Annotated in this window: 15 protein-coding genes; 10 read left to right on the top strand and 5 right to left on the bottom strand. The window is 73.2% G+C overall.

Annotated features, from left to right (window positions below):
* Positions 1–78: 78 nt before the first annotated feature.
* The 5 genes from SSP29_RS43440 to SSP29_RS43420 all read left to right on the top strand — a co-directional run bounded on the left by SSP29_RS43440 (position 79) and on the right by SSP29_RS43420 (position 8390).
* Positions 79–1242, top strand: a complete 1164-nt coding sequence (locus SSP29_RS43440; protein ID WP_089106473.1) for an ATP-binding protein — start codon at positions 79–81, stop codon at positions 1240–1242.
* A gap of 3 nt (positions 1243–1245) precedes the next feature.
* Entirely contained in the window at positions 1246–4734 is a 3489-nt protein-coding gene (locus SSP29_RS43435; protein ID WP_089106472.1) for a vWA domain-containing protein, read from the top strand.
* Positions 4731–6629, top strand: a complete 1899-nt coding sequence (locus SSP29_RS43430; RefSeq protein WP_089106471.1) for a hypothetical protein — start codon at positions 4731–4733, stop codon at positions 6627–6629. The genes SSP29_RS43435 and SSP29_RS43430 overlap by 4 nt, the downstream gene beginning before the upstream one ends.
* 155 nt (positions 6630–6784) lie before the next feature.
* Positions 6785–7663 carry a helix-turn-helix transcriptional regulator gene (locus SSP29_RS43425; protein ID WP_089106470.1) on the top strand — a complete coding sequence of 293 codons (879 nt, stop codon included), beginning with the start codon at positions 6785–6787 and terminating at the stop codon, positions 7661–7663.
* Positions 7650–8390 carry a class I SAM-dependent DNA methyltransferase gene (locus tag SSP29_RS43420; RefSeq protein WP_089106549.1) on the top strand — a complete coding sequence of 247 codons (741 nt, stop codon included), beginning with the start codon at positions 7650–7652 and terminating at the stop codon, positions 8388–8390. Before SSP29_RS43425 ends, SSP29_RS43420 begins: the two co-directional genes overlap by 14 nt.
* Before the next feature lie 58 nt (positions 8391–8448).
* On the opposite strand, the gene SSP29_RS43415 is transcribed toward SSP29_RS43420, so the two are convergent.
* From SSP29_RS43415 to SSP29_RS43395, 5 genes are read right to left on the bottom strand one after another with little or no spacing between them, the layout of a single operon-like run.
* Positions 8449–9612 carry an MFS transporter gene (locus tag SSP29_RS43415; protein ID WP_150136069.1) on the bottom strand — a complete coding sequence of 388 codons (1164 nt, stop codon included), beginning with the start codon at positions 9610–9612 and terminating at the stop codon, positions 8449–8451.
* On the bottom strand, positions 9590–10072 hold the full coding sequence (locus SSP29_RS43410; RefSeq protein WP_089106548.1) for a GNAT family N-acetyltransferase: 483 nt from the start codon (positions 10070–10072) through the stop codon (positions 9590–9592). Before SSP29_RS43410 ends, SSP29_RS43415 begins: the two co-directional genes overlap by 23 nt.
* A 59-nt stretch (positions 10073–10131) precedes the next feature.
* Positions 10132–11310, bottom strand: coding sequence for a type III PLP-dependent enzyme (locus tag SSP29_RS43405; RefSeq protein WP_150136067.1), 1179 nt, complete (start codon positions 11308–11310; stop codon positions 10132–10134).
* A 17-nt stretch (positions 11311–11327) separates the two neighbouring features.
* On the bottom strand, positions 11328–12647 hold the full coding sequence (locus tag SSP29_RS43400; RefSeq protein ID WP_089106468.1) for a DUF6271 family protein: 1320 nt from the start codon (positions 12645–12647) through the stop codon (positions 11328–11330).
* Positions 12629–13702, bottom strand: a complete 1074-nt coding sequence (locus tag SSP29_RS43395) for a phytanoyl-CoA dioxygenase family protein (protein ID WP_089106467.1) — start codon at positions 13700–13702, stop codon at positions 12629–12631. Before SSP29_RS43395 ends, SSP29_RS43400 begins: the two co-directional genes overlap by 19 nt.
* Positions 13703–13982: 280 nt before the next feature.
* Between SSP29_RS43395 and SSP29_RS43390 the strand changes: the two genes are divergently transcribed.
* The 5 genes from SSP29_RS43390 to SSP29_RS43370 all read left to right on the top strand — a co-directional run bounded on the left by SSP29_RS43390 (position 13983) and on the right by SSP29_RS43370 (position 20241).
* A complete protein-coding gene (locus SSP29_RS43390; RefSeq protein WP_089106466.1) occupies positions 13983–15494 on the top strand; it encodes a glycoside hydrolase family 3 protein in 1512 nt (503 codons plus the stop codon).
* Positions 15495–15604: 110 nt separating this feature from the next.
* Positions 15605–17092, top strand: coding sequence for a glycoside hydrolase family 76 protein (locus tag SSP29_RS43385; RefSeq protein WP_089106465.1), 1488 nt, complete (start codon positions 15605–15607; stop codon positions 17090–17092).
* Positions 17093–17195: 103 nt separating this feature from the next.
* Positions 17196–17720 (top strand): PadR family transcriptional regulator, encoded by a 525-nt coding sequence (locus SSP29_RS43380; RefSeq protein ID WP_089106464.1) that lies wholly within the window; start codon positions 17196–17198, stop codon positions 17718–17720.
* Positions 17717–18454 (top strand): ABC transporter ATP-binding protein, encoded by a 738-nt coding sequence (locus tag SSP29_RS43375; protein ID WP_089106463.1) that lies wholly within the window; start codon positions 17717–17719, stop codon positions 18452–18454. The genes SSP29_RS43380 and SSP29_RS43375 overlap by 4 nt, the downstream gene beginning before the upstream one ends.
* A gap of 5 nt (positions 18455–18459) precedes the next feature.
* Positions 18460–20241 carry an ABC transporter permease gene (locus SSP29_RS43370; RefSeq protein WP_089106462.1) on the top strand — a complete coding sequence of 594 codons (1782 nt, stop codon included), beginning with the start codon at positions 18460–18462 and terminating at the stop codon, positions 20239–20241.
* Positions 20242–20302: the final 61 nt, after the last annotated feature.

The following is a 20302-nucleotide window of genomic DNA, read 5'->3' as shown; positions in this document are numbered from 1 at the left end:
CGCCACCGCCACCGCCGCCACCATCACCGGCACCACCACGCGCACCACCACTCGTAGCGCCGCTAAGGACGACCACCGATGACCGCCAGCACCGCGCCCCTCCGCCAGATCGTCCCGCCCGAGGACCTCTACGCCACCGAACTGGCCTTCCTCGCCGCGTACGACGCAGGTCCGCGCCCGCCCGCCTGGCGGCTCACGCCCCGGGCCGTCGTCACCTTCGTCATGGGCAGCGGCGGCCAGGCGCTGCGGCTGCCCGACGACGCCGAGGCACCGGAGGGGGTGCCGCGCCGGCTCGTCGTGGAAGGCAAGTTCGTCGGCGACCGGGCCCTCGTCGAGCGGTGCGTGGTGACCCTCGCCGGTGAGCGGGGACTGCTGCTGGTCGGGGAGCCCGGCACCGCCAAGTCGATGCTGTCCGAGCTGCTGTCGGCCGCGGTGTGCGGCACCAGCGGCCTGGTCGTGCAGGGCACGGCGGGCACGACGGAGGACCAGCTCAAGTACGGCTGGAACTACGCCCTGTTGCTCGCCCAGGGTCCGAGCCGCCAGGCGCTCGTGCCCTCCCCGGTCCTCACCGCGATGTCCCGTGGTGCCGTCGCACGGGTGGAGGAGGTCACCCGCTGTCTCCCCGAGGTGCAGGACTCCCTGGTCTCGTTGCTGTCCGAGCGGCGCATCGCCGTGCCCGAACTGGCGGGCACGGACGACGCGTTGGCGCATGCGGCACCCGGTTTCAGCCTCATCGCCACGGCCAACCTGCGGGACAAGGGCGTCTCGGAGATGTCCGCCGCGCTCAAGCGGCGCTTCAACTTCGAGACCGTGGGCCCGATTCCGGACCTGGACGCCGAGACGGCGCTGGTGCGCGGCCAGGCCCGGGCGTCGGTGGAGCGGGCCGGAGCGCCCTTCCAGGTCGACGACGCGGTCCTCGAGGTCCTGGTCACCGCGTTCCGTGATCTGCGCGAGGGGCGGTCGGCGGAGGGCTGGGAGGTGGAGCGCCCGTCCACGGTGATGAGCACGGCGGAGGCGGTGGCGGTGGCGGGCGCGCTGGCCCTGGCGGCGGCCTACTTCCCCGGGGACCGCGACGTCCTCGGGTTGCTCCCGGGCCATCTGCTCGGGGTCGTGCGCAAGGACGACCCCGCCGACGCGGCCCGGCTGCGCGGCTACTGGGACGGTCCGGTACGGCGGCGCGCGGAACAGGGCTCGGCGACCTGGCGCATGCTGTGGGACCTGCGCACGGTCCTGGAGGCGTGAGCGGTGCCCGACTCCCCCGAGGCGGCCCTCGCCGCTCTCACCGACCCGGCGGGGCCGTACCTGATCGGCGTACGGCACCACGCGCCCTCACTGGCCGCCGCCGTCCCGGCACTCCTGGACACGGCGAACCCGGACGTACTCCTCGTCGAACTGCCCGCGGAACTGCAGGAGTGGCTGCCGTGGCTGGCCCACGAGGAGACCCGGGCCCCGGTCGCCCTCGCCGCCGCACCGGCCGACGGCAGCGGCGGCCCGGTGTTCTATCCGTTCGCCGACTTCTCCCCGGAACTTACCGCGGTGCGTTGGGCCGCGCGGAACGGGGTGCCGGTGGTGGCTTGCGATCTGCCGCTGGCGGACCGGGGGTGGTGGGAAGGGGAGCGCGCTGCACAGGGGCCGGGTCGGCTGTCGGACGCCCTGCGTTCCCGGCTCACCGGCCGACCGGGCGACGACCTCTGGGACCGGCTGGTCGAGGCCGCCGCGCCCGGTTCGACACCGGAGGCGCTACGGCGGGCGGCGCTGCTGACGGGGTGGGCGCTGCGGGAGGAGTCGACCGTGTCGGAGGTGGATCTGCTGCGCGAGGAGTGGATGCGATCTCGGCTGGCCGACTCAACTACGAACGGCGCGCGAGCAGCCGCAGTGGTCGGCGCCTTCCACACCCCGGCACTGGTGCGCCCCCTAAGGGGCGCGGGGCTGCATTCGATGTGCGGCTACCGCCGCGTGGGCGCGACCAGCCCCCACCCAGCCGCATCCAAATGGACAACCTCCCTCATCCCCTACACCTATGCCCTCCTGGACGAGCGCTCCGGTTACCCGGCCGGCATCCGCGACCCCGAATGGCAGCACATGGTCCTGGAGACAGCGGGAGATCCCCTAGCTCTGGAAGATGCGTTGACCCGCGCGGCCGTCCGCATCTGCGCCGAGCTCCGCAGTCTCGGCCACCCCTCGGGCCCCGCCGACGCCCGCGAGATCACCCGCCTGGCCGGAGACCTCGCCCGCCTCCGCAGCCTCCCCGCCGCGGGCCGCGGCGAGTTGGTCGAGGCCGTCCAGACCGTGCTGACACAGGGCGAGCCCTACGGCCGGGGCCGGGCGGTGGCGCGGGCGATGGAGAACGTCCTGGTCGGCAACCGCGTCGGCCGCCCCGCGCCGAAGGCGCCCCGCAGTGGTCTCGCCCCCGCCGTCGAGGCGGAGCTCGCGGCCGTCGGCCTTCCCGGCCCCGCGGACAGCGGCCCCGGCGCCGCCCGGGACCTTCGGCTCGACCCCCTCCGCTCGGATCTCGACCGGCGTCGCGAACTGCTGCTGCGCCGCCTGACGTTGTGCTCCGTACCGTACGCCGAGCCCAGGCCGGTGACCGGCACGGGCGGTGCCGATGCCCTCACCTCGCGCTGGGAGGTGCGCTGGACCCCGGCCACCGCCGCGATGCTGACGGCGGCCGGGGTCCGTGGGGTCACCCTCGCCCAGGCGGCCGAGGGCCTGCTGCGCGAGCGGAGCCGCAAGGAGCGGGACGCCGGTGGCCCGACGGCGGCGCAGGTGCTCGACGGCCTGGAGCAGGCGGCGCACTGCGGTCTGCCCGGCCTCGTGGCGGAGCGGCTCGGTGACGCCGCCGAGGTACTCCCGAACGCCGGCACCCTCCCCGAACTCCTCGCCGGGCTGGCCCTGCTGGACCGGCTCAGGACCGGTCACATCGCGGGTCTCGGCGCGGACGAGGACCGTACGGCCAGGGCCGTCGCCGTAGCCGAGCTGCTGACCTCGGCCGCGGTGCGCCAGGTGGACGGCCTGACCGGTTCCGAGGACCAGGCCGACGCCCACGCCCTGCTCGAACTCGCGCACCGCGCCGATCTGTCGGGCGGTATCCGGCTCGCCGACGCCCTGGCCCGGCTGGCCGTCGACGGCTCCCCGTTGATGCGGGGCGCCGCCGGAGCCGTTCGCGTACTGCTCGGCCAGGAGGAACCGGGGGCGTTCGGCGGCCGGGTCGCCGCCTGGGTGGACGGGGCGGTCGACGCCGAGTCCCGGTCCGCGCTCACCGCCCGGCTGACGGGCCTGCTGACGGCCGCCGGACGGCTGCTGGAGGCGGCCGCACCGGCGTTGGAACCCCTGGTCGACCGGGTGTCGGGGCTGTCCGACCGGGACTTCCTCGACCGGCTGCCGGCGCTGCGCGGCGGTTTCGACACGCTGAGCCCGGCCGACCGCGAGCGGCTGCTGACCGGGGTCGAGGGGCGTCTCGGCGTCGACCGGGTGGCCGACACCGGCGCGATCGACCCGGCCGCGCTGGCCGTCTGGACCCGCGCGGACCTCACCGCCCGCGAAACCCTGAGCACGCTCGGACTGCTGCCCCCGCCGCGGGCACACAGGGAGCCCGAGGCGGCCGGCGCCGCCGTGGCCGTGCCGGACCACCACCGGCTGGCCCCCGCCGACCGGTGGCGTCTGCTGCTCGGCCGCCGCACAGATCAACTCCCCAAGTCGGCACGGCCCTTGGCCACCGCACTGGACGAGCTGTACGGCAGCGGACGCGGCGAGGGCAGCCGGGGCGACCTCGGCGGCAGGGGCGGTGGGCGCGAGGCGTCGTATCCCGGGGTGCGGGAGTGGTCGGAGGAACTGGCGGCGCTGTTCGGGCCGGGTGTCCGGGAGGAGGTGCTGGCGGCGGCCGCCGCGACGGGCCGGCCGGACGTGCTGGCCGAGCTGGATCCGGAGAGCGTGCGGCCCTCCGTGGACCTGCTGCGCTCGGTGCTGCGGCACGCGGGCGGGCTGCCCGAGGCCCGGCTGGCCGCGCTGCGCCCGCTGGTACGGCGTCTGGTGGACGCGCTGACCCGGGAGCTGGCGACCCGGCTGCGCCCCGCACTGCACGGCACCGCGCTGCCACGGCCCAGCCGCCGCCCGGGCGGCGGCCTGGACCTGCCGCGTACGCTGCGGGCCAACCTGGCCACCGCGCGCCGGACAGCCGACGGCACGGTCCGGGTGATCCCGGAGCGCCCGGTCTTCCGGACCCGGGCCCGGCGCGCCGCCGACTGGCGGCTGATCCTGGTCACGGACGTGTCCGGGTCCATGGAGGCGTCGACGATCTGGGCGGCGCTCACCGCCTCGGTGCTGGCCGGGGTGCCGACCCTGTCCACTCACTTCCTGGCGTTCTCCACCGAGGTCGTCGATCTCACCGGGCACGTCGACGACCCGCTGTCGCTGCTGCTGGAGGTGAGCGTCGGCGGCGGCACCCATATCGCGGCCGGGCTGCGGCACGCGCGCGAGCTGGTGAAGGTGCCGTCCCGCACGCTCGTGGTCGTGGTCAGTGACTTCGAGGAGGGTTATCCGGTCGGCGGACTGCTCGCCGAGGTCAGGGCGCTGGTCGGGGCGGGCTGTCAGGTCCTGGGCTGTGCGAGCCTCGACGACTCGGGGCGCCCCCGCTACTCCACCAGCATCGCGGGGCAGTTGGTCGCCGCCGGGATGCCGGTCGCCGCCCTCAGCCCGCTCGAACTCGCCCGCTGGGTAGGGGAGAAGATCGCATGAGCACGGAACGGGAACTGCCCGCTGTCGCCCCGGCCGTGACCGCCGAGCTGGTCGCGAGCCTCTCGCCCCGGCTGCGCAAGCGGCTGGACGCGGGCATCGCCAAACTGGCGGACCGGCCGGTCGTCCGGGACGGCGACACCGTGCGCGTCACCGTCGACGACGAGGGCTCCGAGCTCGAACTGCACGCCCCTGGGGGCGTCGTGGCCGATGCGGCGGCCGTCCGCTGCGGCTGTCTGCTGGCCCCGGACTGCCTGCATCGCGCGGCAGCGGCTTCGGCAGCACCGGTGGCCGACATGCCGGGGACCACCGAGAGCACGGAGTCCACCGAGAACACAGGGGGCGCGGGAACCGCGGAGAGCGCGAGATCCGCCGAGGACTCGGAGACCGCCGGGCCCGCCAGGCCCGCCAGGCCCACGACAACCGCGGAAGGCGCCGGGCCTGCCCCGGCCGCGGAGGCCGCCGAGCCGGCCGAGCAGCCGACGCCCGTCTCCGACGCCCCTGGGGCACCCACCCCCGAAGAGTCCGCGATGTCCGCGCAACTCGACGCGGCCCACGCCGTTTTCGACGCCGTGGCCGCCGTGCTCGACGCCGGTACGGACGGTTCCGGTGCCGTGCTGCAGGCGGAGTTGCTGCGTGCCGCGCACACCGCGCGCCTCGCGGGTCTGCCCCGGGCTGCCGCGGCGGCGGTCTCCGTGGTCACCGCGTTGCGCGCGGCCCGTGCGGCCGACCCGGCGTTCCGGCTCACCGAACTCGTCGGCGCCGTGTCGGAGACCCTGTTCGTGGCCCACCGCGTCCCGTCCGCCACGGGTGCCGAACTGGCCGGACTGCGCGGCACGGTCCGGCAGCCGTACACGCCGGACGGTTCGCTCCGGCTGTACGGCCTGTTCTCGGAGCCGGTGCTCACCGCTAGCGGCTACGCCGGCGCGGTCACCTGGACCGCCGACGCCGAGGGCCTGCTGTACTCGGTCTCGGACGTGGCGCCGGGCGGCGCGGGCCGGGCGGTGGGCGCCGCCGACCGTGCCGTACGCGTCGGGGACACGGCGCTGACCCACCGGGAGTTGGCGCGGGCGGGCCTCGCTGTGTCGGGGGCGACTGTGTCGCCGACCGGCCGGCTGGGGGCGGGCGCGGGGGTACGGGCGGTGCGCGCGTCGGGTGCGGACTGGCGGGCCGCGCCGCTGGACCGGTTGTGGGCGGTGCCCGTGGCCGAGCAGATCGGGCGGGCCCTGGGCGGCGGCCACGATCTGCTGTTCCTGGAGGTGACGCTGGTCGGCGCGGTGCGCGAGGCGGCGGGCGACTGTCTGCTGGCCGACTGCGGCGGTGTGCCGTTGCGGTTGGCGGCGGCGCACGACCATCCGGCGCTCCCGCACCGCGGCAACCTGCGGCTGCTGACCGCCGCGCGCGGCAGTCGGCTGCGTGTGATCGCACGACTCGCCGCGGCCCCGCACGCCCGCGCCCACCTCCTCGCGATCGAGCACCCCACGAGCACCGGGAACCGCGTCGACGTGGGGCTGGACCGACTCCAGCAAGCGGACCTGCCGATGTCGGCGTCTGCGTCGGCGCCCGCTTCTGCCCCGATCGACGCGGTGCCCGCGCCCGACGAGGCGCCCCTGCACCTGCTGCATCGCCGGATCGGGCAGGCGGTCTCGGGCGGGCGGCGCGTGCTGGCCTTCCCGGGTGACTCCGCGGCCGATGCCCGCCGTCTGCACCGGCACGGTCTGGGCACGGCCGGCGATATCCTCGACGAGTTGCTCGCCGCGGCGGCGGAACGTTCGCGCGACGCCTTCGGACGTCTCCTTCCGGCGGACACCGGCCGCTTCGCCCGGGCCTGGCTGACCGCGGCGCGCTACACGGACGAGGTCGACCGTGTGCTGTGTGCCGCCGCCTGGGGCGGATGACCGGGCAGGGCGGCCGTATGCGGGCCGCCGCTCCCCCGTGCCGGCGGCCCGCGCGACCGGAGTCGTCCCGTCCGGCGGCTGGTTGAAGCATGCGGCACCCCGCCGTTGCGTGGGTATGCGTATAACTGCGTAGGGGCACGACCAGAGAGGAACACGTGTTACACGGGCTGGACAGGGCCTATGAACGCCTCACCGAACTGGCCGTGGCCGCGCTCAACGAACGCGAGCCCGAACGGCTCTGGCCGCTGCTCGCCGAGGCGGTGACCGCTCTGTGCGGCGGGGAGACCCTGATCTACAAGCTGGACGACTGGAGCGAGGACAAGGGCACCCTCGGGATGTCGCCCGCTGCCGCCGCCGCGCTGGGCCGGCTCGGCGACGAGTCGCTGGGGGTGCTGCGCTCGGGCTACCCGTTCGCCCACCACTACGCGGCCGGCCTCGGCCGTGCACCGGTCACGGCCCGGCGGCTCGCGGGCCGCGCCTGGCCGGTGAGCGAGACCGCGCAGGTGCTCGCTGACGGCCTGGACCTGGACCAGGTGCTGGCGCTGCCGCTGCCCGGTACGGTCGCGCCGATCACCGGCTGTCTGGTCTACCGCTCCGGCACGGACTTCACCGACGACCATGTGCGGATCGCCGAGCGCGCGCAACCGCTGCTGGCCGCCGTCGAGCAGCAGCGCCGGCTCCTGGAGCAGTGGCGCCGGCTGTCCGCAACGGCCGGCGAGCCGGCGGAGAGCGTGGCGGACTGTGTGCTGACGCCCAGGGAACTCACCGTCCTCCTCCTGCTCACCGACGCCCTGACCGCCGACGCGATCGGCCGCCGGCTGGGCATCTCGGCGCGCACGGTGCACAAGCACGTCGAGAACATCTACCGCAAGCTCGGCACCCGCGACCGTCTCGGCACGGTCCTGCACGCCCAGCGGCTGGGCTTGGTCCCGACACCCGGGCAGGCGCGGCCCGGCAAGGGGCCGACGGCCGGGAAAACCCGTGGACAGCGTCTTCGTCCGCCCTGCACAGTGGCCGATCGTGACGAGCAGTGAACTGTGGAGCCAGGCCGAGGCCGACCGCTACGACGGTGAGGAGAACGAGATGTCCTCGGCCGCCGTACTCGGTCCGACCGTCGGCTTCCTCGCCGAACTCGCCGGAGACGGAAGGGCGTTGGAGTTCGCCATCGGTACGGGGCGGGTCGGTGTCCCGCTCCGGGAGCGCGGGGTGCCCGTGGCGGGCATCGAGTTCTCCGAGCACATGGTGGCGGTCCTGCGGCGGAAGACCGACGAGGCGACCCTGCCGGTCGTGATCGGGGACATGGCGACGGCCACCGTGCCCGGCGAGTTCGCCCTGGTCTATCTCGTCTACAACACGATCTCGAACCTGCTCACCCAGGACGAGCAGGTCGAGTGCTTCCGCAACGCGGCCCGGCATCTGCGGCCCGGCGGCCGGTTCGTGATCGAACTCGGGGTGCCGCCGCTGCGGTTGCTGCCGCCGGGGCAGGCCGCGGTGCCGTTCGACGTCTCCGCGGAGCACCTCGGCTTCGACACCTTCGACCTGGTCGAGCAGATCCTCGTCTCGCACCACCTCACCCGCGACGGCGAGGACGGCCGCTACCGCCGGGACGCCTCCCGGCACCGCTACGCGTGGCCCGCGGAACTGGACCTGATGGCCCGGATCGCGGGCCTCGCGCCGGAGCGCCGGGTGGCCGACTGGGACGGCTCCCCGTTCACCCAGGACTCCGCGAAGCACATCTCGGTGTGGCGCAAACCCGCGTGACCGTCACGACCGTTGTGACCGGCGCGGCACCGACATCAGCACCAGCACCTGGCTCTGGTCAGCCGCTCGCGGGCGTCCACTGGATCCGCGTACTGCACAGGGAGACCACGACAGCCGCCGCCGCGACCACTCCGAGGCCCCACACCAGGCTGCTCGAACTCGCCACGAAACCGATGATCGGCGGCCCCGCCAGCAGGCCGGTCGTGCCCATGGCCGCCACCAGCGCCAGCGCCTGCGAGCCCTGTTTCGCCGCGGCCACATAGACGCACGGGGTCACGGCCGCACAGCCCAGTCCGACGCAGGCGAACCCGATCAGCGCCGCCGCCACTCCCCCGCTCAGCAGAGCGAAGGCCAGCCCGGCGGCGGCCAGGGCGCTGCCGAGCAGCACGACGCGCCCGTCGCCCCAGCGGCTGCGCCAGCCGTCGGCGAAGAGGCGGGCCAGCACCATCATGCCGGAGAACACGGCGATGCCCATCGGCGCCAACTCCGCCGTCGACTTGGCGACTTCTCGCAGGTAGAGGGCGGACCAGTCGTTCATGGCGCCCTCGGTCACCGTGCCGAACGCCATCGCGCAGCACATCCAGAGCGTCACCCGGGACGGCAGGCTCCATCCGGTACGGCTCTTGCTCGGCTTCTCCGCCGCGGGAGCCTCGTCCTCCAGAAGACCTGGGCGCGCCAGCGCCGTCAGCAGGACGAGGACGACGGCGGCCACGCCGAAGTGCTCCGTGACGGAGGAGGTGGCCGCGTTCATGCCGGAGGCGAGCAGCGCGGCGAGCAGCGAACCGGCGCTGAACGTCGCGTGCAGTCTGGCCATGGTGTTGCGTGCGAACCGGGTCTCCAGGGCCGTTCCCTGTGCGTTCATGGCCACGTTCAGGCACCCCACGAACACGCCGTCCGCCACCATGACCAGCAGGGCGACCGGATAGTCCGGGGCGAGTGCGAGTGCCAGGAGCAGCAGGGTCAGACAGAGGGCCGACAGCAGCGCCAGCCGTGCGGAGCCCAGCCGTTTCATGAGCACCGGCACCAGCGGGAACGACGCCACGGCGCCGATACCGGCCGCCATCAGCAGCACCCCCACCTCGGCCGCCGTCAGCCCGAGGTCCGCCTTGACGGCGGGGATCCGCGAGGCCCAGGTGGCGTACTGGAAGCCGAGGGAGCAGAACAGCGCGGCGATGGCCAACTGGCTGCGGCGGAAAGGATCACGGACAGGGAACACACGCATCAACTCGCTTCGTCGACTCGGCCGTCCCACGGGACATGTAGACGGCGTTCGCGCCGTATCCGTCCGGGGAGATCCCCGGGTACGCGGTGAACCCGCGTGCCGACCAGAACGGCTCGCTGCGGCCGACCGCGATCAGCGAGATCCGGTCGAATCCGCGTGCACCGGCGGTCAGGATGAGGTGGTCGAGGAGCCGCTGCCCCAGTCCCCTGCCGCGCAGCCGTTCCGCGACCACGATGTCGTGCAGATGCAGATTGCGTGGGTGGCGCGCGGCGACCGCGGGCTGCTCCGCCCGTTCGAGGTCCGGGTATCCGAAGGGCGGATACGGCAGTGCCAGCACGTACCCGGCCTGCTGCGCGCCGACGTCCAGGACGAAGCAGGTCTCCGGCGAGGCGTCCGCCCTGGACCGCAGGGCCGCGCGGCCCTCCGAGAGGCCGAGTTCCGCATAGGCCCGGGATTCCATCGCGGCGACGGCGTCCCAGTCGGCGTCGGTGATGTGGCGTATGCGGACGCCGTCGCCGCTCACGGCCGGCCTCCGTCGACGCAGGTGTACGGGAGCGGGGCGAAGCCGTTGAAACCCTGGGTCGTGTAGCTGATCGCGTAGGCGCCGCCGGCGAGCACCCAGACGGGGTCGCCGGACGCCAGCTCCCGCGGGACGTGGACGAGGGCGTGCCCCTGGGGGTAGGCGTCGTCGCTGTCGCAGGTGGGACCCGCCACGACGGCGGGGACGTACTCGGCATCGGGGTGCGTGGGGAAGACCAGCGGGTACTGCAGCGCGTCCATCTCGTAGAGGCCGTTGAACTTGCCGCAGCTCAGGTAGAGCCAGTGCTGCCGCTCGCCGTCCGGTCCGCGCCGCTCGGCGAGGCGGGTGACACGGGCGCGGATGGCCCCGTGGTCGGCGACGAGGTGGCGCCCCGGCTCCATGACGAACGCGAGGTGTTCGCCGTGGACTTTCCTGAGGTGGCGCATGCCCTCGCGGATGACGGCGAAGATCTTGTCCAGCGGGGGTTCCAGGGGCAGGCCGTGCGGGTCGAGGTATCCGAGGGCCGGCAGACCGCCGCCGAGGTTGACGTGGTCCAGGACGATGCCGCGCCGGCCCAGGGCTGTCAGGACGTCCGCCAGACACTCGACGGCGCTGTGCCAGGCGTCGGCCGTCATCTGCTGGGAGCCGACGTGCACGGACAGACCGGAGGGTGTCAGGCCCATTCCCCGGGCCGTCTCCAGGATCCGCACGGCGTCCGCGGGCGAGCAGCCGAACTTGTTGCTCAGTCCCCACAGCGCCCCGTCGCCGCTCGTCGCCAGCCTGCAGAACACGCGGGCTCCCGGGGCATGGGCCGCGACGGCCGCCAGGTCCTCGACGCTGTCGGTCGCGAAGTCCCGGACGCCGAGGCGGTGGGCGTCGGCGATGTCCCGGTCGGACTTGACGGTGTTGCCGTAGTGCGTCCTGCCGGCCGGCACGCCCGTGCGCAGCGCCTGCTCCAGTTCCCGGGGGCTCGCCCCGTCGACCCCCGCGCCCTCGCTCGCGAGGCAGGCGAGGACCTCGTCCACGGGGCAGGACTTCATGGCGAACCGGATGTCGACGCCGGGCAGTTCGCGCCGCAGGGTGGCGTAGCCGCGCCGGATCCCGGCCAGGTCGAAGAAGATCCCGTCCTCGGTGGCGCCCGCCAGCGCGGCGAGCAGGGGCGCGGAGGCACGGGTCATGGCCGCGGTCACCGCCGTCACCGCTGCCGTCCGGGCGTCCGGGGCACGTAGGTGCGGCGGGCCGCGCCGACCAGCGGCTCCCACGCCTCGGTCAGCAGGGCGAAGTCCTCGATGTCGCCCCGCGCCTCGTCGAGGAGGCGTTCGCGGCGCCGGTCCAGAAGGTCGGCGAACTCGGCGTAGCGGCCGCCGAGTTTCCGGTACGCGGCGTCGAGGACGTCCAGCCGGTGGACGTTCTCGCTCCGGTCGAGCCCCGCGCTCTCCCTCGCCAGCCGGGCCACGGCCGACGCGCGCACCTGCCCCTGTCCGTCGAGCAGTGAGGTACCGGTCCGGGCCATGCGGTCGTAGACGAAGTTGAAGTAGAGCATCGACAGCAGGAACTTGACGAAGCGCAGCTGGTACGCCGTGAACCCGGAGTCGGTACGGCGTTCGCCGGTGTAGAAGTTGACGATGTTCCGGTTGTGCAGGACGCCCGGCAGCGCGGCGTCGTGGACCAGGTGGATCAGGAAGTAGTCGCTGCCGATCGTGTCGGTCGCCGGCGGCAGGGGCACGCGTTCGTGCACGCCGTGGAAGGCGATGTTGCACATGTCCACGCGCATGGGATCGACCACGGTCAGGGTGGAGTGGTCCGCGGTGAAGGCGTCCGTGCCCGCGCCCCGGAAGGACTCCTCGACGAGTTGCCTCTTCTGCTCCGGCGACCAGTCCACGGGCGCCCACAGACCGACCATGTCGTGGTACACGCCGGGGTCGATGCGGAGTATCTCGCCGATGTCCACGGACAGTTCGCCGACGAAGGAGCTGCCGACCATCGCCACCCGCCGGTCCATGCGGTCGGCGGCGAGTGCGGTCTCGGTGACGTGGGGGGCGGCGTCGGCCGCGCGCCTGCCGAGTGCCGGCAGTTCGTGATGGACGGGGAAGACCGGCTCGCCGCCTGCGGTCTGGTACCGGCTGTCGGAGTCCCGGCGGTGCACGGACTCGCAGCCGAGCGCGGCGGCGAGCAGGAAGGCGCGGTTGGTGCAGGCGCCGTAGGAGAGGCCGGCCGGGAGCATCAGGTCCAGCAGGAGGTCGGGCTTCGTGGCCGCGGACCGGTCGATGGTGCGCCGGAGGAAGTCCCGCTGCCGTACCTCGTCGAGGTGGTGTACGACGATCCGCGGGTCGTCGGGTATCAGGCGCACGGCCTCGGCGTGTTCGGCGTAGGCCGGTGCGGGGCAGGAGTCCAGGATCAGGAGGTGCACCTCGACGTCGAAGTGCCGGGCGGCGTAGGCCGCTTCCTCGGCCACGGCCGTGATCGTCGCCGTGCAGGGCCTGTTGGTCGGCAGGGTCAGGCAGATTCGGCGCATGTCTCTTCTCCGGCCGGCTGCGCTGCACCGTCGAGGTCCGCCCCGCTCCAGGAGGTGCGGCCCAGCAGCTTGGCGCCGAGTTCGTCGAGCGTGGCCCTCCCGTACCGCAGGGACTCGTGCCGCGTGGCGTCGCCCAGCAGCGTCCCGTTCCAGTCGGGTGTGGCGAGGGTGCGCCAGGACTCGACCCGGGAACGCCTGAGCGCTTCGTGGGACTCCAGCGCCGGCATCATCGACAGGTACTGGACCGCGCGCACCGTCCGGTCGGAGGTGTTCGGTGCCACGCCGTGCGCCAGCAGCCCGTTGAAGATCAGCAGGTCGCCGGCTTCGAGCTGCGGCCGGACCACGGGGAACTCGGTGCGGTCGATCCTGGGCCGGATCGGGTCGCGGTCGTCCGGCTGGAACGCCTTCCACTGGTCGAAGCGCTTGAACAGCTCGGGGCAGCACTGGAAGCCGCCCAGTTCCGGCCTGGTGTCGGTCAGGGCGATGATCCCCTGGACCCGCTGCGGCAGTACGCCGAGCGTGGTGTCGACGTCCCAGTGCAGTTCGATGTCGAAGCCCTCTGCCGTGCCCGGGATCAGGGCCCGGTCACGGTTCTTGATGTTGGGCGGGTTCAGGTTGAGCCGGTCGAGCGTCACCCAGAGCTCTTCGCAGTCCCAGACGTCGACGAACGCGTCGTAGACCCGGCGGGTCTGGCGGCTGTCCCAGATGAGCTGGTGGTGGTAGGCCTCGACGAAGCCGTAGATGTGCAGATCCCGGTCCAGGTCGGAGCGGTACTCGCGCTCCTCGTACCAGGTCTCCGGGCGCTCGGGGTCAAGGCCCTCGAACTCCCAGGCGAAGTCGAGCAGTTCGCGGGCCGAGGCGGCGGGGATGGCCTGCTTCACCACCACATGGCCGTACGTCTGCCAGTGGGCGAAGTCCTCCTCGGAGAGGACTCGCAGCGGGCGGCTCTTCGTCAGGTCCCGCAGGGGGGTCTGGGCGAGGTAGGTCTCGCCGTCCGAGCTGAAGTAGGGGATGTCCGAGGGGGCTCGATGGAGATAACGGTCAGTCGTGGGCATTCGGTGCTCCACACCTCGATCTCAGGTACCGGCGGCCCGACCGGGTCGCCAACTGCGCGGAGTGAGGGACGGGGACCGTTCCGGCAGGGTCACTGCACCACGGGCCACACCAGCCCCTGTTCGAACTCGCGTACCTCCAACTTGGACTAGACCAACTCATCCTGTCAAACACCGCAGTTGAGGGCGCGTTTCACCAACAGGACACGATCCGGGCCCACTTGACACGAGCCGTTAGCCTGACGGAGACGCATTGGTCTGTACCAACAGGAGGGCGCACGCTATGGTCTCCAGCAAGCACAGCAAGGAGTTGCGACGACTGGCGCGCTCCGTCCTGCAGCCGGGATTCGTCGGTACCGAGGCCCCCGAGTGGGTGCTGCGCGAGATCGGGGACGGGCTGGCCTCGGTCGTGCTCTTCTCCCGCAACATCGTCACGCCCGAACAGGTCGCCCGTCTGACCGGGCAACTACGCGCGGAGAACCCGGAGTTGATCATCGCGATCGACGAGGAGGCCGGCGACGTCACCCGGATCGAGTCGGCGACCGGCTCCACCCGCCCGGGCAACTTCGCACTCGGAACCGTCGACGACACCGAGCTCACCGAGGCCGTCGCCGCCGACCTGGGCCGCCAGCTGCGTGCGGCCGGTGTGAGCCTCGACTACGCGCCGAGCGCGGACGTGAACTCCAACCCCGACAACCCGATCATCGGGGTCAGGTCCTTCGGCGTCGACGCCAAGGTGGTGGCGCGGCACACCGGCGCCTGGATCCGGGGACTCCAGTCGGCCGGTGTCGCCGCCTGCGCCAAGCACTTCCCCGGCCACGGCGACGTGGCCGTCGACTCCCACCACGGGCTGCCCGTCTACGACGCCGACCGCGACCGGATCGCCGAGCAGGCCCTGCCGCCGTTCCGGGCCGCCCTCGACGCGGGCGTCCGTGCGGTGATGAGCGGCCACCTGCTGGTCCCCGCCTACGATCCCGAGCTGCCCGCCACGCTGAGCCGGCGCATCCTGGACGGACTCCTGCGCCAGGAGCTGGGGTTCGACGGCATCATCGTCACCGACGCCATCGAGATGGGCGCCGTGACCGGCCGTTACGGGATCGGCGGGGCCACGGTCAGGGCCGTCGTCGCCGGTGCCGACGCCGTCTGTGTCGGCGGCGAGAACGCCGAGGAGGCCACCGCCGGCCTGCTCGTGAACGCCCTCGTGGACGCCGTCCTGGCGGGCGGCCTGCCGGAGGAACGGCTCGCCGAAGCGAGCCTTCGCGTCCGGGAGTTCGCGGCCTGGTCGGCGGGGCTCACCCCGGCCGGCACCGCCGCCTGGGACGCCGACGGCATCGGCTTCGCGGCGGCCCGCCGCGCCATCCGGCTGACCGGAGCCGTACGGCACGCCCTGCCCCTGGTCAACGCACCGCACGTGGTGGAACTGGCGCCCACCACCAACCTGGCCATCGGGAAGGAGACCCCGTGGGGTGTGGCCGCCCCGCTGGGCGAGCGGCTGCCCGGGACGACCTCCGTCCGGGTGGGCCGCGAGGAACTGCTGTCGGGCGCCGGCACGCTGGAGACGCGGGCGCTCGCACCCGCCTCGGGACGGCCTCTGGTCGTGGTGGTGCGCGACGCCGCCCGGCACGCGTGGATGGCGCAGGCCCTCGCGGAGCTCGTGGCAGCCCGCCCCGACGCGATCGTCGTGGAGATGGGCCTGCCGGGCACCGTCGTCCCGTCGGCCGCCCAGATCTTCACGCACGGTGCCACGGCCGCCTCCGGGGTGGCCGCCGCCGAGGTGCTGGCGGGTGCCCTTTAGTGCAGACCTGGGGGCAACTTCCGTACCCGTGAGCGAGGTTGACGCCCGGCTCGCCCTTCCCTACGTTCCGAGAGCGCTCTCACGTCCGTCCCTCGAAGCAGGGAGGCCCCATGCCCTCCGCGCGCAGACCGAGAAGCCGCCTCCTTCTTCGCCGACTGGCGGCGGCACTCGCTCCGGCTCTCTTCACCGTCCTCGTCCCCCTCACGCCCCCGGCGGCCGCCGCCGACACCTCCGCGGCGGCCGCCGTCTGCAACAGGTACTGCGACGCCCGGGACCCCGCGCTCTCCCCGGGCGACCGCACTCCGGTCACGGCGGGCGTCTACTCCCGGTCGATCGTCCTGCACTTCGACGACGCGGACGCCATGGGCTGGGCCTCCATCGACAACGGCAGCCCGGGCGACGAGGTGTGGCTCGACCGTTCCTTCGACGGCGGCCGCACCTGGAGCTCGGGCAGCAGGCTCGGCGACACCACCGTGCCCACCGGTCAGCGGGGCTGGCGCACGCTCATGTACAACGTGGACGACTGGAACAACCTCGGCGTCGGCGCCCTGCGCGCCTGCGGAAAGGCCGGGGACCGCGCCGAGATCGCGTGCACTCCCTGGGCCCGCACCACCTGGAACGCCGGCGAGCCGCGCACGGCCGCGGCCACCGGCCTGATGACCTTCTACGACTACGGAACCGGCCTGTTCGACACCACCGGCTGGTGGAACTCCGCGAACGCCCTGACCGCCGTCATCGACAACATCCGCGTGACGGGCATGGGCAGTTACCGGTACGCGATCGCCCGCACCTACGACCTCAACATCAACGCCCAGGGCGGGCAGTTCCGCAACGACTACATCGACGACACCGGCTGGTGGGGCCTCGCCTGGGTCGCCGCCTACGACCTGACCGGCGACAGCCGTTACCTGAACACGGCCCGTGCGGACGCCGACCACATGGCCGCCTACTGGGACGGCACCTGCGGCGGCGGGGTGTGGTGGAGCACGGCGAAGACGTACAAGAACGCGATCGCCAACTCCCTCTACATCCAGCTCAACGCGGCTCTCCACAACCGCGTCCAGGGCGACACGACGTACCTCGACCGCGCCCGGGCCGGCTGGTCCTGGTTCCAGGGCACCGGCATGGTCAACGGCTCGCACCTGGTCAACGACGGCATCGACCTGTCCACCTGCGGCAACAACGGGCAGGCCGTCTGGTCGTACAACCAGGGCGTCCTCCTCGGCGCGCTGGCCGAGCTGTACCGGGCCACCGGTGACGGCGGACTGCTCACCAGCGCCCGGCAGATCGCCGACGCCGCCACCACGACCTCCCTGCTCCACACCTCGGACGGCATCCTGCGCGATCCGTGCGAGAGCGGCGACTGCGGAGCCGACGGGCCGTCCTTCAAGGGCGCCGACGTGCGCGGCCTCGGCACGCTCAACTCGGTGCTGCCCGACCACCCTTACACCGCCTACCTCAAGCGCCAGGCGGACCGCGCCTACGCGAGCGACCGCAACGCCCTCGACCAGTACGGGCTGCGCTGGTACGGGCCGCTCGACCAGGTGGACGCCGCCCGCCAGCAGAGTGCCGTCGACCTGCTGGACGCGGCGCCCTGACCTTCCGATGCCTTTGCCCGGTTCGCCAACTCCCTCCGTTTTGGGGTTGGTTGACTCCTGTGGCGACTAACCGCTATCCATAGGCTAGCCGTTAGGGGGTCGCATGCAAGACGTGGTGCTGGCGATGCTCGCGAAGGAGCCATCGCACGGCTACCACCTGCGTGAGTGGCTGCGGCAGGCGCTCGGTCCGCTGGGTGAGTCGATGAACGCGGGCCAGATCTACGTGACCCTCGCCCGGCTGGAGCGGGCGGGGCTGGTCGTCCGCGAACGTGCGGAAGGGCCGCCGGACCGGAAGGTGTACGCGCTGACCCCGTCCGGACAGCAGCGGGTGGCCGCGTGGCTGGCCGAGGTGAACTGGCCGAAGCAGGACCTGGCTGAGCTGCACCTCAAGCTCGCGGTGGCGCGAGCCGCCCGGCTCGCCGATCCGGTGGAGCTGGTGGCCGCGTACCGCCGCGAGTTGATGGGACGCCTGCGGCAGGCGCAGCGCGCGCTGCTGGCCGAGCCGGAGGGCTCGGCCGCCGGCCTGCTGCTGGAGGGTGTCGCCCTGCGGCTGCAGGCCGACCTGCGCTGGTTGCAGGCCTGCGAGCAGTTCTGGTCGAAGGTCGAGAACGAGGCTGGGGACGGATGAACCAGATTGACGCGGTGCTGCGGGCCCGCGACCTGTCGCGGACCCATGGCCGGGGGGAGAGCCTGGTCCACGCGGTGGACGGTGTCGACCTGGACGTCGAGGCCGGTCGGATGCTGGCCGTCATGGGCCCGAGCGGCTGCGGGAAGTCCACCCTGCTGCACCTGTTGGGCGGCCTGGAGCGGCCCACCGGCGGAGAGGTGTGGCTGGACGGCGGCCGCATCGACACCCTCGGCGAACGTGCCCTGGCCCAACTGCGCCGCCACTCGGTGGGTTTCGTCTTCCAGGCCTTCCACCTGGTCGAGGAGCTGTCGGCGGCGGAGAACGTGGAGCTGCCCGCGCTGCTCGCCGGACGGTCGCCGCGCGCGGCCCGGTGCCGCGCGGACCAGTTGCTGGAGCAGGTCGGGCTGGACGACCGTGCCCGGCATCTGCCCTGGCAGCTGTCGGGCGGACAGCGCCAGCGGGTGGCCATCGCCCGCGCCCTGGCCAACGAGCCGCTGGTGCTGCTGGCCGACGAGCCGACCGGCAACCTGGACACCGCGGCCACCCTCGACGTGCTGCGGCTCTTCGAGGAGTTGCGGGCCGCCGGGCAGACCCTGGTGATCGTCACGCACGACGAGCGGGTCGCGGCCACCGCGGACCGGCTCGTGTCGATGCGCGACGGCAGACTCGTCGACGACACCTGGATGGCGGACCTCGGGGAGCCGGTGGACGGCATCCACGGCTGGGAGGGCTGACCGTCATGGGCCGCATCCTGCTTGTGTTCCGCCTCGTCCGGTCCGACGTGCGCCGCCATCCCGGCCAGGCCGCGATGCTTCTCCTCTCCCTCACGGTCGCCACCGGCATGCTGGCCCTGGGCGGGTCACTGGGCGGGGCGACCGAGACGCTCTACCGCCACACCCGCGCCGTCACGGCGGGACCGGACGTGGTGGCGGTCTCCCCCGACGACTCCGCCGCCGCGGCCCGCACCCAGGCCGCGTTGACCAGCGACCCCGCGGTCGCCGCCCACAGCGGTCCGTACCTCCAGTACTACGCGAGGCTGACCGCGAAGGGCTCCGCCTCACACGTGGTGGTGACGGCCGCCGACGCCGAACCGGGCCCGGTGGACCACCCGCTGGTGACCTCCGGCACCTGGGTACGCTCCGGAGGCGTCGTGGTCGAACGCGGCTTCGCCGACGCGCTGGGCGTCCGCGTCGGCGACCACGTCACCGTCGCCGGCCGCTCCCTGCCGGTCGTCGGGACCGCCGTGAGCGCGGCCACCACCGTCTATCCGTTCGCGCAGCTGACCGGTCCCGACGGCGGGCCGAGCGACTACAGCGGCCTGGTCTGGATGACCGAGCAGGACACCGGGCCACTGGCCGCCAGGCACCTTTCGGTGTCCTCGCTCCTCTACCTGAAGCTGCGCGACCCGGACGCGACCCAGGCGTTCGTGAACGCGCACCGCGGCCCCTCGGTCCACGCGAACTTCCAGAGCTGGCAGTTCATGATCGGCCAGGACGCCACGATCATCGAGGGCAGCCGGCCCATCCTGGTCATCGGCAGCTGGCTGCTGAGCTTCCTCGCCATCGCCGGCGTGGCCACCCTCGCCGCGGGACGCGCCGCCAAGCAGACCCGCCGCGTGGGACTGCTCAAGGCGGTCGGCGCCACTCCCGCCCTCGTCGCCGCCGTCCTGTTCACCGAATACGTGACCCTGGCGCTCCTCGCCGACGCCCTCGGCCTGCTGGCCGCGCGGCTCGCCCAACCCGCCGTCGTCAACCCCACCGCCAGTCTGCTGAGCATCTCCGCCGGACCGAGCGGCGGCACCGTCGTCCTCACCACCGTGGTCGCCCTGGCCGTGGCCGTCCTCACCACCTTCGGCCCGACCATGCGCGCTCTGCGCACCGAAACCGTCGCCGCGCTGGCCGACACCGCACGCCGGCCCGACCACCGGGCCCGCCTGACACGACTGTCCGCGATGCTCCCGGTCCCGGTCCTGCTCGGGCTGCGCCTGATCGCCCGCCGGCCCGGCCGCGCCTTCCTGCAGGCGTGCAGCATCACGGCCACGGTCATCACGATCACCGCACTGCTGATCGTCTTCGTCCAGCGCCAGGTGGGCTACGGGATCGACTCGCCCCACCTGGGCAACCTGAAGGACGCCCAGAGCCGGCACACGATGGTCGTCGTCGCCGCCGCACTGGTCGTCCTCGCCGCCGTGAACACCCTCACGACCACCTGGACGACGGCGCTGGAGGCCCGGCACACCATGGCCGTCGCACGCACGCTCGGCGCCACCCCCGGACAGGTCACCGCCGGGCTGTCCGCCGCACAACTCCTGCCCACCGTGCCCGGCGCCCTCGCCGGCGTCCCCCTGGGGATCGCGTTCGTGTGGCCCTTCAGTGCCGCAGGGACGGTCTACCCACCGGTGTGGTGGCTGTTCGGCGCCGCGTTCGCCACGGTAGCGATCACAGCGGCACTCACCGCCCTGCCCGCCCGCATCGCGGCCCACCGATCCGTCGCACAGACCCTCAGCGCCGAATCCGCCTGAACCAACGGTCACCAGGGGCGTCGGACGGACCCCGGCAGATCAGGAGCCCTCAAGGAACGCT

Source organism: Streptomyces hyaluromycini, assembly GCF_002217755.1.
GTDB classification, from domain to species: domain Bacteria; phylum Actinomycetota; class Actinomycetes; order Streptomycetales; family Streptomycetaceae; genus Streptomyces; species Streptomyces hyaluromycini.
This window is presented reverse-complemented; position numbering and strand designations above follow the sequence as displayed.